General features: G+C 60.1%; 12 protein-coding genes and 1 pseudogene. 8 read left to right on the top strand and 5 right to left on the bottom strand.

The features are described 5' to 3' along the window. The first annotated feature begins 166 nt into the window (after window positions 1-166). From QA645_RS07415 to QA645_RS07400, 4 genes are all read left to right on the top strand, one after another. A complete protein-coding gene (locus tag QA645_RS07415) occupies window positions 167-1,873 on the top strand; it encodes an ATP-binding protein (RefSeq protein ID WP_283049280.1) in 1,707 nt (568 codons plus the stop codon). An 8-nt stretch (window positions 1,874-1,881) separates the two neighbouring features. After that, a complete protein-coding gene (locus tag QA645_RS07410; RefSeq protein WP_283049278.1) occupies window positions 1,882-2,499 on the top strand; it encodes a response regulator in 618 nt (205 codons plus the stop codon). 1,802 nt (window positions 2,500-4,301) lie between these two features. Beyond that, window positions 4,302-6,191: a VTT domain-containing protein gene (locus QA645_RS07405; protein ID WP_283049276.1), complete on the top strand. Its 1,890-nt coding sequence runs from the start codon at window positions 4,302-4,304 to the stop codon at window positions 6,189-6,191. Window positions 6,192-6,208: 17 nt separating this feature from the next. Then, on the top strand, window positions 6,209-6,904 hold the full coding sequence (locus QA645_RS07400) for an endonuclease/exonuclease/phosphatase family protein (protein WP_283049274.1): 696 nt from the start codon (window positions 6,209-6,211) through the stop codon (window positions 6,902-6,904). A 76-nt stretch (window positions 6,905-6,980) separates the two neighbouring features. Here the strand turns inward: QA645_RS07400 and QA645_RS07395 are convergent, their stop codons facing one another. From QA645_RS07395 to QA645_RS07385, 3 genes are all read right to left on the bottom strand, one after another. Further along, a complete protein-coding gene (locus QA645_RS07395; RefSeq protein WP_283049272.1) occupies window positions 6,981-7,994 on the bottom strand; it encodes an LLM class flavin-dependent oxidoreductase in 1,014 nt (337 codons plus the stop codon). Window positions 7,995-8,452: 458 nt separating this feature from the next. Next, on the bottom strand, window positions 8,453-9,091 hold the full coding sequence (locus tag QA645_RS07390) for a Bax inhibitor-1/YccA family protein (protein WP_283053122.1): 639 nt from the start codon (window positions 9,089-9,091) through the stop codon (window positions 8,453-8,455). Window positions 9,092-9,631: 540 nt separating this feature from the next. Further along, window positions 9,632-9,844 (bottom strand): hypothetical protein, encoded by a 213-nt coding sequence (locus tag QA645_RS07385; protein WP_247820202.1) that lies wholly within the window; start codon window positions 9,842-9,844, stop codon window positions 9,632-9,634. Between the two features lie 215 nt (window positions 9,845-10,059). Between QA645_RS07385 and QA645_RS07380 the strand changes: the two genes are divergently transcribed. Both QA645_RS07380 and QA645_RS07375 read left to right on the top strand, forming a co-directional pair. Further along, the gene (locus QA645_RS07380) at window positions 10,060-10,710 is read left to right on the top strand and encodes a hypothetical protein (protein WP_283049269.1); all 651 of its coding nucleotides are present in this window, start codon (window positions 10,060-10,062) and stop codon (window positions 10,708-10,710) included. A gap of 175 nt (window positions 10,711-10,885) precedes the next feature. Beyond that, window positions 10,886-11,170 carry a hypothetical protein gene (locus tag QA645_RS07375; RefSeq protein WP_283049267.1) on the top strand — a complete coding sequence of 95 codons (285 nt, stop codon included), beginning with the start codon at window positions 10,886-10,888 and terminating at the stop codon, window positions 11,168-11,170. A gap of 979 nt (window positions 11,171-12,149) precedes the next feature. Here QA645_RS07375 and zwf read toward each other — a convergent pair. Both zwf and QA645_RS07365 read right to left on the bottom strand, forming a co-directional pair. Beyond that, window positions 12,150-13,760, bottom strand: a complete 1,611-nt coding sequence (zwf, locus tag QA645_RS07370; RefSeq protein ID WP_283049265.1) for a glucose-6-phosphate dehydrogenase — start codon at window positions 13,758-13,760, stop codon at window positions 12,150-12,152. 188 nt (window positions 13,761-13,948) lie between these two features. Continuing rightward, the gene (locus tag QA645_RS07365) at window positions 13,949-14,302 is read right to left on the bottom strand and encodes a hypothetical protein (RefSeq protein WP_283053120.1); all 354 of its coding nucleotides are present in this window, start codon (window positions 14,300-14,302) and stop codon (window positions 13,949-13,951) included. Between the two features lie 510 nt (window positions 14,303-14,812). Between QA645_RS07365 and QA645_RS07360 the strand changes: the two are divergent. Next, a pseudogene (locus QA645_RS07360) lies at window positions 14,813-15,112 on the top strand (PRC-barrel domain-containing protein); the annotation flags it as partial. Between the two features lie 126 nt (window positions 15,113-15,238). Beyond that, a complete protein-coding gene (locus tag QA645_RS07355; RefSeq protein ID WP_283053118.1) occupies window positions 15,239-15,568 on the top strand; it encodes a PRC-barrel domain-containing protein in 330 nt (109 codons plus the stop codon). Window positions 15,569-16,288 lie beyond the last annotated feature (720 nt).

Here is a 16,288-nt window from a genome sequence, read left to right as displayed (position 1 = left end):
GCCAGACGCATTCTCAACGCGCTCTCGCAAGATGTCCTTGGCAGCACTGAGTCGCGCCTCCAGCCCGTGAAGCTGTCCTGTACGGAGGTGACCGCCGAAACCGATCGGTCGACGGCAAAAGTGTACTTCTCCTTCAGCGGTGTGGCTCTGGATTGGATGGGGCGATATGCCTTGGGTCGATAGACTTTCGGAGCCGGAAGAACTCAGGCGCTGCATCCGCGATCTCGTCGCGCTTTCGACGCTGCCAGCAATCTGGAAAGACTACAATTCGCGGCAGATCGCCGACAGCGTGGCGGCCGCCTTACTTTCGATGCTCAACGCCGACGTCATTTACGTGACTGCGCCGGGGCTGCGTGACGAACCCGTGGCCGACGTGGTGCGCATGAGCCATACGGTATCAATCGGATCGTCTGGTCACATTGAGCGCATCCTCCGCAGCGCGTCGCGCGGAAGCCGCGAGCAGATATCCGCGATCGACAACCCGTTCGGAACGGGAACCTTACGGATCGCGGCGGCGCCGATGAGCTTTGGCAGCGACGCTGCGATCGTCGCAGGTTCCGTCAATCCGCAATTTCCGAGCGAAACACACCGGCTCCTTCTCGGAATCGCGGCGAACCAAGCAGCGCTCGCCATGCAACGCCGCCACGCGGAGGCGGAGCAACGGTGTCTGGTAAGCGTGATCGAGCGGTCGTCCGAGTTCGTTGGTTTTGCCCATTTAGACGGCACGCCGCAATATCTCAATAAGGCGGCCTGCGAGCTCCTCGGCCTTTCAGGCATTGAGGAAATGCAGCGGCTTAACATCTTCGATTTCATGGCCCCCCATGAGCGCACTCGGGCGCTTCACGAGGCGCTTCCGATGGTAATGGGAACCGGACGCTGGCTCGGCGAACTCGACCTTCGTCACTTCAGAACCGGGGAGATCATTCCGTTCCTGGTAGATTGGTTCCGCATCGACGACAAGCGCACGGGTCACCCTACGAATATGGCAACCGTCAGCCGCGATTTGAGGCCTCAGAAAAAGCTGGAGAGCGATCTTCGACGCCTCAACGAAGCATTGGAGGAGCGGGTGTCGGAACGGACATCGGAATTGGCGGAAGCGCTCGAGCGACTGACGCTCGAAGCTGAGGAGCGCACGCGCGCGGATGTCCGCGCGCAGAAGCTACAATTGGAGCTTCTTCATGCGTCGCGGCTGAGCGCAGCAGGTCAGATGGCCGGCGCGTTGGCGCATGAATTGAACCAACCGCTGACCGCGTTCACCAATTCGGTCAACGCTGGGCGCCGGATGATGGCAAACGACGCACCCCACAGGGTCGATACTATACGAGATGTCCTTGACGAAGCCGCCGAGCAAGCGCTCCGCGCCGGCGAGATCATTCGGCAGCTGCGAGAGTTCGTGACGCGCGGCGAGACGGAAATGCGGATCGAAAACCTGCCTGACCTGATCCGTGAAGCCAGTCATCTTGCCTTGACTGGAACCGGGCCGCACGGCGTGCAGGTCCGGCTGAGCTTCGATCCCCGTGCCGAGGCGGTGTTTGCAAACCGAATTCAACTGCAGCAGGTCATGCTTAATCTGATACGGAATTCGCACGAGGCGATGGCGCAGAGCGAATGGCGTGAGTTGGAAGTGGTCACAGCGCGTCTCGATGACGAATCGATTGAGATCGCTGTAGCAGATCGTGGCTCGGGCCTGCCGAACGATATTGTCGAACACCTGTTCGAGCCATTCCACACAACGAAAGTCGATGGCATGGGACTGGGACTCTCGATCTGCCGCTCGATCGTCGAGGCCCATCGCGGAAAGCTGGGGTATGAGCCCAATTGCGGCGGCGGAGCAATCTTTCGTGTGACGCTGCCCGCCCCGCTGGAACGATGAGTCGACCGATGGCTGCCGAACGGTCCATTTACGTAATTGATGACGACCCGGCGATCCGCCGATCGTTGGAGCGGCTGCTGGGTGCGGTCGGTTTTCAGGTGACGTCGTATGCAACGCCAAAAGCGTTCCTCGACGTCGCCGGCAGCTTACTCGGGGGCTGCGTCTTGCTGGATCTTCGTATGCCGGAGTTGGACGGCTTCGAGGTTCATGCTCGCCTTCGGCTGGTAAACCCGAACTTGCCGGTCATTGTGATGACGGCTCAAGGCGACGTGCAGACCGCTGTCCGAGCGATGAAGGCGGGAGCTGCGGACTTCATTGAGAAGCCTTACAGCGACGACGCCCTGATAGCGGCGATTGAGTCCGCGCTGAAGACCAGCGCAGCAAAGGGCCGGACCGACGATATTGCTGCGGCGGTCGCGTTAATCAATACGCTCAGTCCGCGCGAGCGGCAGGTTCTCGAGGCGCTCGTGGCCGGGCAGCAAAACAAGGTCATCGCCTTCGATCTTGGTATCAGTGTGCGCACGGTCGAGGTTCACCGCTCACGTATGATGGATCGGTTGCGCGTGCGTCAGTTCGCCGAAGCTGTCCGACTTTTGGTCCTCGCAAGCTTTGCAGAGCGGGCGTGAGCGGATATCCGAAGGCTCATCGATTCGAAGCATTGGTAGCCTGCGGCGGCCGGGTCCCGCTATCGATGGTGTGTCCGACGCCCATCAAGCCTGTCCTTCCACGCGCGTTTAAACTTGCGGCCCGCCATGGCAGGTTAGATCGGCCTTGGGGCTACACCCAGGGCTACGCCAGAGACCTCTGCCGTGCAGTAAGACCTGAGTTTACGGGGCTTTCTTGAAGCCGTTTTATCCTGGCGAAAAGGGAGGGATTCGTATCCCTCTTCCGGGGCTCAGCGCCCCTTTTCCGTCAGCGGCGACCTACCGTTTAGGAACCGTGTCACGCCATGGGAAATCAAGAGCTTATCTACCCGTGTTGCGCATCTGTTGCAGCCATTTTCCCCGCCCCCGGCTGGTCCGCGCCGAATGGCAAAAGCGACTCCAACGAAGTGACAAAGGCACTGCAGCCTTTGGCCAGCGATCTCGCCGAGCCGAAGTAGCTTTACTCCAACCAGACTAGCCGCGCGTGCCGATCCGATGCCGGCGCGACAGATGCGAAACCAGCTCCATGCGGACATCGTATGACGGTAACGTCTCCGTCTTTCCGAATTCCTTGAATCGGCACCTTCTTCGCATGCGCAAGGACCGCGAGCTCGATGAGCTCCCGTACTTCAGCTCGCGCCGCCATGACGAATTTCTCGAGAGCTCGGCGACCTTACCATTGCTTCCAATCCGCCGGCCGAGCCTTGGAGGCGGTGCTGACGTTCCGCTGGCGGGCCGGCGGGCCACGAACTCGGACCGGGCGATTGGTTCCACGCCGTGCAATCGAGGATTGCTGCTCGACCGAGGTCGATTGAAACCGCAAACTCCGCAGGCTCAGCGGGACCTCTAACCACTCGTCGCGGCGACGCCATACCTCGCAGGCAGGTCAACCGTGAGAATTGATCAGCGACCAGCTCGGATGCATCAATGAGACATCCCTCGCGTCGAAACATCGATCGGCCAGGTCTGGGAAATCAACGGGTTACGCTGGATTAGACCGCTACAGCCCAACCGGCGTCCTTCAGGAGCATCGAGGCCGATTGTCTTCCGTCACTCCGGGGCCGTGGCCACCCGCGGAGCCCGCCATAAACCTGTCGCCGAGTGGTGCCTGGTGCCTAGGAGTCCGGGCATCCCTGCGGCGACAGTGTGCGCGAGAACTCCGCTGCTCGGCACGAACTCAACTTTACCGTCGCGCCGCGGGTTCACATTGGCGCATCTCAAGTTCGCATGCGGCCCGCTGCCGCCCATTCACATCATTTCGCTCGCGCCGTCCTCAATCTCCTCTCGCTGCCGGAATAGCAGCGCCTCTCGTCCCGCCGGACTCACTTCGAGAGGCCGCGTGCGACCGGAACGCATCAAGCCAAAGGGCCCCGACGTAAGGCGAGAACAACGCACTGGACGACCGAGACCGCTCCAAGTTTGCGGCGTGCGTTCTCGAGATGAGACGCGACGGTGTGTCGTCTTCCCTGCGCCGCCCGTCAAAGCGGCTCGCCACACGCGGCTCATTGGAACCGATTGGACGTGCAAGCGTTTCAGCTAGCCCCGTCAGCCAACGCAGGTCGCCTCTGCTTAGCACGTCTTCCATTCTCATCCCCGGCGAAACCGTCTGGCGACGATGCAGAGCAGACCGCGTCGCGATCCTGAACGATGCTGCCGAATATTTTGCGGCACTGCGGGCCGCGCTGCTCCTCGCCGAGCACGAGGTATACATAATCGGATGGGACATCCATAGCGAGGCACATCTCGTGGGTCCCACCGGTCGCGTGAATGATGGCCTTCCGCCAATGCTTGGACCATTCCTGAAAGCGTTGATCGAGAAGAAGCCAAAGCTCGTTGTCAACATTTTGGATTGGGACTTTGCTACTCTGTATGCCGCGGAGCGTGAATGGAATTCAGCGGAAAAATTCGGCTCCGGCACCGGTGGCCGCATTCGCTTTTGCCTTGATGACAGCCTGCCGCTTGGATCGGCGCAACATCAAAAGATCGTCGTGATTGACGATCTCGTCGCGTTCGTCGGCGGCCTAGATCTCACGGTGCGGCGCTGGGACACGAGCGAGCACGCTGCCAGCAATCCTCTTCGCATCGATCACGAAGGAAAGCCCTATCCGCCATTTCACGACGTGCAATGCATGGTCGACAGCGATGCCGCGGCAGCGCTGGGCGAAGTCGCTCGGGCGAGATGGGGCGCCGCCGGTTGCGCCGTGCCGGACGCCCAGCGGCAGAGCGGCGATCGATGGCCGGACTTCGTCGCCATCGACGGACGCGATCTCATGGTCGGCATCGCCAGGACCGCACCGCAAACCGCCAATCAACCCGGAATCACGGAAGTGTCGCGGTTGTTCGAAGCCTCGATCGCAACAGCCAACCGGCTGATCTACATCGAAAACCAATTCACCAGCGCCAACGAAATCGCGCTTGCTCTGGCACGTCGCATGGCAATCGTGCCTTCGTTGAAAGTGCTGATCGTCGCGCCGCGGGGGCACTCGTCCTGGTTCGAATCGCAGGCTATGCAGGGAGGCCGGCTCAGTTTCATGTCTCCGTTCGTCGCCGCCGGCGTAACCGAACGGCTGCGCATCCTCTATCCCACTTCGGAGCAACCGCAATCTGATGCCACCGCCATCATGGTTCACAGCAAGGTCATGATCGTCGACGACGGCTTTCTTCGTGTTGGCTCGGCCAACCTCAATAACCGCTCGCTGGGGGCCGATTCCGAATGCGACCTCGCCTTTGAGGCAACCTGCGATGAGCACGAGTCGTTCATCCGCAGCGTACGGCATCGATTAATCCGCCACTTTCTCGCGCTCGAGGCGCGTGAGATCGCGTCCAATGAGCATGACCTTCTGGGGTTCATCGACCGTCACCGATCGTCCGCGGCCGGCAAGAAGCTAGTGCCGATTGAAGAGGAAGGCATCTCCATGCGCGCCATGACGGAGTTTGTGCAGCCTATCGCCGATCCCAGGAGGCCGCTCGACCTGCAGCGCACCGCGCGCCGGATGTGGACGGCACGGACAATGATCGCCGTCGCGGGCATTGGGCTGTCGCTCGTCGGACTGACGCTCGCATGGCAGTACACGGCGCTCAATGCCTTCACGGAGGTCGGTTACGTTACCGACGTCATTTCGCAGAATACACCGTCGAAATTCGCTCCGCTGTTTGCGATCGCGGCGTTCGTGCTGGGTGGACTGATCGTGTTTCCGGTCCTCGTTCTCATCGCCGCGACAGCGGCCGCGCTCGGCCCATGGCTCGGCTTTGCGAGTTCCCTCACCGGTGTGCTACTGAGTGCATCGCTTCTGTTCATGATCGGCCGCTTCATGGGACACAAGCGGCTGCAATCGCTGATGGGCATGCGCGCCCTGCGAATTCAGAATCGCATCGTGGGCAAGGGGGTGGTTGCGGTCGCCTTGATCCGCATGGTGCCGATCGCGCCGTTCTCGTTCGTCAATCTGCTCGCCGGGGCCAGTCAGCTGACCCTGCGCGATTTTCTGATCGGTACTATACTGGGAATGGCGCCGGGAATTGCCACCATGGCGGCCCTCGGTGCGCAGATCGCGGATTTTGCCCGCAACGCATCCTGGTCTAGCGCGGCGCTGCTCGGCGTTACCATCGCGGCCTGGATCGGCGTTTGTCTCGGCGCGCAGTTCGTGGTCACCTGGCTTGCCGGGCGCAAGCGGTGACGGACTCTCTTCGCGTCATGACATGGAACGTGCACGGCACGTTCAACCTCAATCCCAACTTTGATCTGGAAGGTGTCAGCGCCATCTTAAAAAAATGGTCGCCGGACGTGGTCGCGTTGCAGGAGGTCGATTCGCGCGGACGCACCGACGATCCCTTCACAAAGCTCGCAGATGTAGTGGGCGAACATCGCGCAGAAGCCCGCTCAATCGTTACCGCGGACGGCGATTACGGCCAGGTCCTGCTTAGCAGGCACCCGTTCGCGGCCCCGCCCGTGATTACAGACGTCTCCTATCAGGAACGGGAACCGCGCCGCGCGATCAGAGTCCGCCTCCGGACATCCCGCGGCGAGGTCACCGTCGTTGCCACTCACCTCGGTCTTTCGATCCATGAGCGCCAGGCGCAGGCGCGCGCGATCGCCAGCCTCGTCGATAGTCCTTGGACAGTGGTGGTCGGCGATTTCAACGACTGGCTTTGGGTTAAGTCCGTACGGCGCGCATTGGCCGGGCGTTGCCCGGAGCGTACGCGCCTGCGAACATTTCCGTCATGGCTGCCAATCCTACGCCTCGATCGCATTTACACCACGGCTAACGGCGAAATCCTGGCGGCGTGGACCGATAAGGACGCGAAGGCCTATTCGGATCATCTGCCTGTCATCGCGGATATTGCATTTTCCGGCGTTACTGCCTCGGGTAGCGCAAAAGAGCAAAATTGACGAGCAACGCGTAGCCGTCCGGCGGCGCTCGGTCTCGAGCGGCACGTTGGTCAGGCAGTTGGACGTTGCACGGGTTTCAGGTGAGGCTGGCGGCAAGCGCAGCGGCCTCGGGAACAAGTTCAGCGGCGATTTCAAACGAGCGCAGTCGCGCCGTATGGTCGTAGATCTGGGCCGTCAAAATGAGCTCATCCGCGCGGGTCTCGGCGATGATCCGGACCAGCCCGCTTTCCACGGTGGCGGGGCTGCCCACGGTCGAATAAGCCAGCGACTCCTTGACCATCGACCGCTCTGCGGGCGAGCAGCACCGATCCATGTCGTCGACCGGCGGCGGCAGCGGTCCCGGTGAGCCCCGCCTTAAGTTGATGAACTGCTGCTGCAACGATGTGAATAAGTACTGCGCCTCCGCATCAGTATCTGCCGCAAAGACGTTGACGCCCACCATGGCGTACGGCACTTGCAGAAATTGCGACGGCTGAAACCGGGAGCGGTATATGTTCAGGGCGTTGAGCAGCTCTCCGGGCGCAAAGTGCGACGCAAATGCAAATGGGAGCCCAAGCGTCGCGGCGAGTTGCGCGCTGTACGTGCTCGAACCCAAGAGCCAGACCGGCACCCTGAGTCCGGCGCCGGGAACGGCCAGCACCCCCTGACCTGGTTGCACAGGTCCGAGCAGCGCAATCAATTCCATGACGTCGCGGGGGAAGTTTTCGGGGCCGGCCGTCAGGTTCCGTCGCAAAGCACGCGCCGTTCGCTGGTCCGTTCCGGGAGCGCGGCCGAGACCAAGATCGATGCGGCCCTCGTAGAGAGACTCAAGCGTTCCGAACTGCTCGGCAATGACCAGAGGGGCATGGTTCGGCAGCATGATGCCGCCGGAGCCCACCCGGATTGTCTTGGTGCCCCCTGCAATGTAGCCGATCACCACCGCAGTCGCAGCGCTTGCGATGCCCGGCGTGTTGTGATGCTCGGCCAGCCAGAAGCGCCTGTAATTCCAACGCTCGGTATGCTGGGCGAGATCGAGCGAGTTGCGGAAGGCCTGGGCGGCGTCGCTGCCTTGGGTGATCGGCGCAAGGTCCAGTACTGAAAAGGGAATCACAATCGCCTCCAGCTATTCGCGGTGCCCCGTCGCTCCGGTCACGTTCGTATTCAGCCATCGTTCGGACAAACCATTCTCCGCCGATCGCTTCGTGACCAATGAAATCCAGCTCGGAGAAATTCAACGCGGAGAACGACGGCAGGCGGCGCGTGGTCCGCCAGTTCCTGCTTCCGCGAGCCAGAACCCTGCCGCCGGTGCTCAGCCCGCGCCGTGCCTTCTCGTCGACGACACTGTATGTTTCCGCATCGTTGGATGCCGAATAGGTCACGAAACCAGTTGTGGCGTGCGGCGGCTTCAGTTCGTCGACGCCTTCCAGTGCGGCGCCCGTTTTCGCTTCCGGATAGCCTTCGATAGTCTCATCGGCCAATCGCGGATAGCTATTGATCGAGCGGAACATCGATACCCGCAAGTGAGCACTATCAGAGCATATCCCCGCATGATAACCTCTTAGCACGTCGTCAACTGTCGCGGCGCTGGCCGAACAATTGCATCAGAATCATGAACAGGTTGATGAAATCAAGATAGAGTGCCAGCGCGCCCAGCACCGCCTTTTTGCCAGCTGTTTCGTGCGATTCAGTATCGAGATACATTTGCTTGATCCGTTGGGTGTCGTATGCGGTCAAGCCGACGAAAACGATCACGCCGATGATTGAGATCGCGAACTGCAGCGCGCTTGAACCGATGAAGATGTTGACGATAGAGGCGATCACAATGCCGATCAGGCCCATCATCAGGAAGGATCCAAAGCCCGATAGATCGGACCGCGTCGTGTAACCGTAGAGGCTCATCACGCCGAAGGTCGTTGCCGTAATGAAGAACACGCGCGCGATCGAGGCTCCCGTGAACACCAGAAAGATGCCACCCAACGACAGCCCCATCACGGTGGCATAAAGCGCGAACAGCAGCATCGCCGTGTCTGCACTCATGCGCTGGATGAGAAAACCTAAGACCAACACGAAGCCGAGCGGCGCCAACATCACCAGCCAGATTAGCGGCGTCCCTGCGATGGCTTGATAGAAGCCGGAAGCTGCGGCGGCATAGGCCACGATACCCGTCAGCGCGAGGCCGCCGGCCATATAGCCGTAGACCCGCTGCATGTGGACGCGCAGCCCTGCCTCGATTTGGGCATCCAGTGACGGCGGAACACCTGCGTCGCGCGACGGTCGTTGCGGGTTGTAGTCGTAATAGCTCATGGCTTGCTCCGTACGTTGGCTCATTGCCACCGGGGGCACAATCGCGCCTGACGCGCCCGTAATGCGCATGCAGGGCCGCTGCAAACCTCATCGGCGGTGTATGGCGCTTCTCAGTCGAAAGCTTCCCAGCCTGGCTTTCCGGTAAAGCTCGCCGTGCTCCTGAAGCCCCATGTATCGATGCAGGCCAGTCTCACTCATCGTCCGCAGAGCACCTTGACGAATATCAGTAATATCAGCATTTAGTCGCTGCTATGCGTGCGCTCGACTTTCACGCGCCGAGCATTCATCTACCCCTGCTCGAGAGCGGCATCGACTGCGAAGCTTCAGGAAGGAGCGCTTGCGCTCGCGCTCGGCACCGTCTCTGTGGAATTGCCTGCATAGCTGTATGTACGCAGGTGGTTCAGTCGCTCTTGGCCATTTTGGCAGCGTTCATTTTGGCAGCGTTCAAGAAGCCAGCCGGGATTTCGCCACTTCCACCGCCCGCAGCCAGTCTTGCCACGCCGCCGGATCAACCGGTGTCCCATCGGCCCATTTCAGGGCTCCGATGAGGCGCTCTAATTCCGCCGAAGTCCCACCCTCACGCTGCCGTACCTCTTCCAAGAAGACCCGCATCGCATCATATGCCTCGACCAACGTGATGGTCTCAGTCGCATTCATGATAGTCTCGCCCGTCGAGCCTGCTGCATACGATTCATTGCCTCTCTCCGTTAGAGAATTGCCCGGTCCGATCGACCAAGCTACCGGCTATTATTTGGGGGTACCGCTGCCCCCCTGGTGCTGTAGGCACGGGTGTCATTATTGGGCTGAGGCGCCGCAGGAACGGGGCTTGCGCTAGGCTCGGTAAATGCGCTTCGCGGTGTGTCGGAGGCCTGGTGCTCCCGTCGTCCGCTACTGGTCCCCTCCATAGCCCAGAGCATCAGAACGACTCCAACGCAAGCCATCAAGAGAACGAAGATGATCGCATAGGGTACATCTCTGTTCATGCGGTGTCCTTTGGTATAGCGCTGCAAACCTCCCTATCGACCATGGCTGTCCGACGGCAAGGCGCATGCCCGTATGCAACTGCTGCGGTGTGGAGAAAAGGTCGCCTGCGAGGCATTTCCCACACGTCCCCTTCACCAGAAGCGGATGGGGGCGATGCCATCGCATGGGATGCGCTTGCGCGCATTGATGATCGTCAAGGCCGCCGTCGAATACTCAACCGAAGACGAGATAATGAGGACTGCAACAGTAGAGCAAGGGCGAGCGGCGACTCCGCATTCGCAACTCCGGTGTTTGACATTCGTCAACGAGACATGAGCCCAAAATACGTACCGCACACGGCAAAAGCGGTGGGCGTCATTGGCATCGAGAAGATGCATCCACCAAAATACTGGGAGATGCGCGCAGGGGAGTTCCGCGCGAAGTCGGACAACTGCGAGCATAAGCAGGTCAAGGAATCGCTCCGTAAGATAGCCAACACCTATGACGGACTCGCCCAGCGGGCCAAGTTGATCCGTACCGTTCAGGACGCCGGAGAGTAATGCGGCCTCCACCTATTGGGAACTACCGCATTTTCAGCGAGTGTTCATCGCGTCCGCTCTATCGATGGAGATGGTGGTTTCCGGGGTGATCCCTGGTGCACCGGGAGTACCGAGGCCACTGGGGCTCCGACGCTTCGGCGTCGGAGTTTCCCGGCTTACCCCCAAAAGTTCACTTTTGAACCAAGCCGCCTACCGTTCGTTGAATTTTGAATGGAGCAAGGCGGCCCCAATGCCCCGTTACTTCTTTGATCAGCATGTAGGTGGCCAAAAGACTGAAGATACGCGTGGGCAACTATTCCCGAGCGATGCCGCAGCATGCCACAGAGCCGCGCAGCGGATGCCGGCTGGCCTGAAAAAAGCTGCGGAGCGTTCCCGCAACACCTATGTCGCCACCGAAGTAACTGACGGTAACCGAACCCTGTTCGTGGTGAGGGGAACAGTCATTGTCGAACCGCGGTAAGGCCACCTCTGCGGCGGCGAACGGTCTTGGCGTCACCGTACCCGCGAGCTGATTCAGTTGTGCTCCTCCAGTTGGGCGGCGCTGCCATGGACCGGACAGTTTGCGTCGGGAGCCGCAAGCATACCGGCGGGCTCCAACTCCTCCGCCTTGGCCTCGTGGTAGATCACGTGGCATGTGCAACCAAGCTGGATCGCTTCCGTGGTTCCTGGTGGTGGTACAGAGTAGTCCTGTGTGTGCGGTACTCGCATAATAATCTCCGTTTCTTCGAGATCGTGCCGCAGCGGCGGTCTGTACCGGCTGCCCCCTTCGATTGATCCGCACCATCTCCAGAAGCGCGTGAAACTGCTGCACGACGGTCGCCCCCTCACCGATCGCTGCGCCGACGCGCTTGACTCGTCGGAACGCACATCGCCCACTGCGAGCACGCCTGTCACGTTCGTCTCGAACTACGCTCGTCGATCCAACAGGCAACCTCACCCCTCCGAAACCGTTCCCATTTTCGTTGATGCGGCAGATCCATCACCAAAGGTTGCCGGCGCATTGATTTCGAGCATGTGGCTACGCATACCGACGCGGTCGCGATCACACCGCTTCCGTGGCGACCGCCTGCCGTTCGGCCGCCCGCTCGGCAAGCCGATCGTACTCCTCGGCAATCTTCAGCAGGCGATCGCGCGAGTGTCTCATGCTGAATTGCTCCGCCTTGTCTCTCGTCCTCTCAGCGCGTTCTCGCCAATGTCGCGGATCAAGCACGTCTGTCATGGTCGGCATCTCCATACTCTTTTTTTAGACATGGGCGTTTGAGGCAACGCTACGACTCAGCGGCATTTACATGTCGCAACTACAACCGGCAATTTGTTGAAACTACTTAACTGCGTTGTAAGCGAAGCGTCATGGCCCGCCTTATCGCCGCCGCGTCCAGCAAGCGCTTGCGGATCGGGAATTGAAATCAGATAGCGATAGTTGCGCATGACAATGACGGTCAGAGCGGCCGCCAGCTGCGGCCATCGCGCTTCAACAATTCGAATGCCCCCGGGGGACCCTCGCTGCCGGCGGGATAAAATTCCAGCCCCTTCGCGCCAGCTTTTTTCCAGGCATCGATGAACGGCTGCACCGCCCGCCAGGCGGCTTCGACACCGTCGGCCCGTTGAAACAGAATGTTGTCCCCAATCATGCAGTCGTAGATTAGGGTCTCATACCCCGTCGCTTGTTCGGTCTTGAAGTAGTCTCGGTAGCGGAACTTCATTTGTACGCCGTCGGTCCTGATCAAGGGCCCCGGCACTTTGGTGTTGAACTGCAGCGTAATGCCTTCCGTCGGCTCGATGCAGATGACGAGATAGTTCTCAGCCAGCTGCTGGACGTGCGTAGACTGAAACATCGCAAAGGGCGCCTCGCGAAATTTTATCGCAACCTCCGTGCGTTTCATGGCGAGCGCCTTGCCGGTGCGCAGGTAGAAGGGGACACCGGCCCAGCGCCAGTTGTCTATATGCAGTTTCATAGCGACGTAAGTCTCCGTCACGCTATCCGGCTTTACATTTGGGGTCTCGCGATAATCCGGAATCTCGGTATCGCCGATCTTCCCAGCGGTATACTGCCCACGCACGGAGTTGTTCAGCGCATCCTCCTCGCTCCGGGCCTGGATCGCAGCCAGTACCTCGTCCTTTTCTGAACGCACGTTGTGGGCGTCGAAACGGGTCGGAGGCTCCATTGCGATTAGCGATAGCAGCTGAAACAGGTGGTTCGGCACCATATCGCGCAGCGCGCCAGTCGCGTCATAGAAGCTGCCGCGGTGGCCAACGTCGATCTTTTCAGCCACGGTCACCTGCACGTGATCGATATGATGGCGGTTCCAGATCGGCTCGAACATTCCGTTTGCGAAGCGCAGAACCAGAATATTCTGGACTGTCTCCTTGCCCAGGTAATGATCGATTCGGTAGATCTGGTGTTCATCGAGAATGCTCAGCAGTTCCGCATTCAGTGCGTGCGCTGACGCCAGGTCCGTCCCAAACGGCTTTTCCACCACTAGCCGTCGCCAAGTGCCGTCTTCTTCCTTCAATAAGCCGACACGACCGAGCTGGCGCGCGATCGGCGCAAAAGCATCAGGCGGTGTCGCCAAATAGAATAGCCGATTGCCGCCGGTATTGCGCGAGGCCTCCAATTGTTCGAGCCGCTCCTTCAACCTGTCGAAGGACAGGGCGTCCCCAGGGTCGGCTGCGACGGAGGTGACACATTCGAGAAGGCGACGCGCGACCTTGTCATCCATGGGGCGGGTTGCGAACTGACGCAACCCCTTCATGAGCTTCTCGCGCAGCGCTTCGTTCGACATGGGATACCGCGCGACGCCGACTACGCAAAACTGTTCCGGCAATAGTTCGGCTGCCGAGAGGTTGTACAGCGAAGGGATCACCAGCCGGTTGGTCAGATCCCCAGTGACACCGAAGATGACAAGGGCACAGGATCGTGGCTTCTGGTTGGGCTGCAGGTCTATCACGAACAGCTGACCGTGAATTGGTGAAATGGTGCGGGCTTCCCCGAGCCGAGACCGCCGTGCTGCTGGAGCTCTCGGCGGCTCAAATCGGCGGGCGACCGCCATCCACTCTAGTGGAAGGAGTTCAAGTGGCTCTCTCCTGATGCCATAAAGCGGCGCGCGCTGCCTTGACCGCCGTCAATATATCGAGCGTCCATAAGGCGATTGCGACCGAGGCAGACAGAGTGTGCAGACCACAGAGTCGCAGACCACAGAGTCAGAGAACACGGAATCGAGAAGGACCGTAGTCCAGATCACGTCATGCTACCCGGCAGGAAGCATCGAATCGTGGTGCCCAACGATCCCTTGATCGGCCAGACCATCGCCCTCCCAGCCCGGTTCGGCTCGGTGAGCACGGCATCATCGGGAACCACGATCCACTCGTTGTCGATGCGGACACGAAAATGACCGTCTTTCGATTCCCAATCCGGGTCGGCAATCGCGAGACCGTCACTAACCGAGCAACATGGACCTTTGCCGGACTTGAGACTATCGAACCATGGCTTGAGTGGAGATTGCGAATAGCGGCCGTCGTCACGGGCTTGGGCGGCGCCGATCAGCAGCGAGACGAGAATGATAAGGCTCAATTGGCGCAAGGAAGTTTCCATGATTGCGTGCCAAGAGCTGGTAAGGCCGTGAGCTGTTAAGGCCATGGCGATCTCGCCTAGCGGCTCGTACTTCAAGGGAAGTTATATGATCCACCGGGGCCGGCCTTGATAACAGTCAACCTGGCAGATCATTACCGCGGCTTTGCAAACTAGCTTACGGTCTCGTGCAGGTATTGGCTACGCACCGCGCCCTTTGGCCTCGCAGCTCGCACACCAGAGCGGTCTGGCCGATTGCAAGCGCCGTCTGCAGCTCTGCCCCAACGATGGCGCCCGCGCCGAATGCAACCCCCATTCGCTCCAGGTATCCGCAAGAGTTGGTTGAGGAAGCCGCCCTTGCCCAACCGGAGCAAGGCCGACCAGTATCGGCAATGACGAGCGTCAATGCAGCGAGCGCGATTGTGGCGTAGGTGCTGCAATAGAGCGCAAAACCCCCGGGCCAACAAATAGCGAACCGGGGGCCAAGCAACTGAGCTTTGCAAAGGCAGCACGGTTGGCAATGGAGAAGACGATATGGTGACCACAACGCAACGCGCATCCGCGACCGAACGCGGGACTACATCCTCACTGATCGCAAGTGACCGCGTGGAGGGAACTGCGGTCTACGACGCAAAGGGAAAGCGTATCGGAAAGGTCGAACATCTCATGATCGACAAGTCTGGCGGTCGCGTCATCTACGCCGTCCTCAGTTTTGGAGGCTTCCTTGGTATCGGCGCGAACCACTACCCGATTCCCTGGCGGATGCTGGATTTCGATGAGAAGCTCGGCGGATACCGCGTGGGCATCACCGAACAGCAACTCAAGAACGCTCCGAAAATCGAACAAGGGGAAAGCTGGGAGCAAGCGAACCGCGGCCGCGACGAAGAGGTCTATGGCTATTGGGAGCAACCCACACCAGACCAGACTTCGTCTCTCATATCTAGCGACAGCGTCGAAGGAATGCCTGTCTTTGACCTACGCGGCAAGCGCATCGGTAAAGTCGAGCGCCTCATGATCGACAAGCTCACCGGCCAGATCGCCTATGCGATCCTGAGTTTCGGCGGCTTCCTCGGCATCGGCGAGGATCAGTATCCGATACCCTGGTCGATGCTGACCTACAACGAAAAGCCCGATGGCTTCCAAGTCGACATCACCGAAGAGGAGCTCAAGAACGCCCCGAAAATCGTACCAGGCGAAAACTGGGAGCAAACAACTCGGACCCGCAATCAGGACGTCTACGACTATTGGGAAGTCAGGTACTATTGGATTGTCGGTTCCGATATTCCGTGAGCCCTATCGTTGGCCTCGTCAATGCAGGCGTCCGGGCCTAATGCCATGTGGCGGCCAAGCCTCCAGCTGCCAGAACCCAAGATCGCGTGATCTAAGCACGGGCGTTATCGACAATCAGCGTCCGCGATCGCGGCCTCCGGCCAAAGTTCAGCGGTAGAAGGCCCAGGATTAACCTATGGATGGGAAGCGAGCGAAAGCCAAAAAAAGACGGCAGCGCTTCAAACAGGAAGCGCCGCTAAGCGATCGGTTGCTGAAGTTGGCAGCGAACGCTCGGCACGAGGCGGCTCGGCTTCCTTTCGGAAGCCAACGTGATCATCTGCTAAGGAAAGCCAAACAAGCCGAGATTGTCGCATCCCTTGATCAGTGGCTATCATTGCCCCGCAAGCAAGCGCCTCAAGCCAACAGTGAAGCACGCGCGTCCACCACCGCCGCTGGATCCTTCCACAATCGCGCGGCTGCTTCCGAAAGCCCACCGCGGTCAGATCTTCCGTCAGCCTCGGCCGTCACGCCTCAACAATTCGAACGCGCCAAAACGGCCCCTGCTGCCCGCGGAATAGAGTTTCAGTCCTCTGCTGCCACACTTCTCCAGGCTTCAAGGAAAGGCTGAATCGCTCGCCAACCGGCTTCCACGCCATCGGCGCGCTGAAAACAGAGTGTCGTCGCCGATAATGCATCGCCGTCGGGATCGGGCGCGGGTCGCACAGACCTTCGCGACAAGCT

The sequence above is a fragment of the Bradyrhizobium sp. CIAT3101 genome (assembly GCF_029714945.1).
Lineage (GTDB): Bacteria > Pseudomonadota > Alphaproteobacteria > Rhizobiales > Xanthobacteraceae > Bradyrhizobium.
Note: the sequence above shows the minus strand (reverse complement) of the source record. Positions and strands in the feature narration are given on the sequence as shown.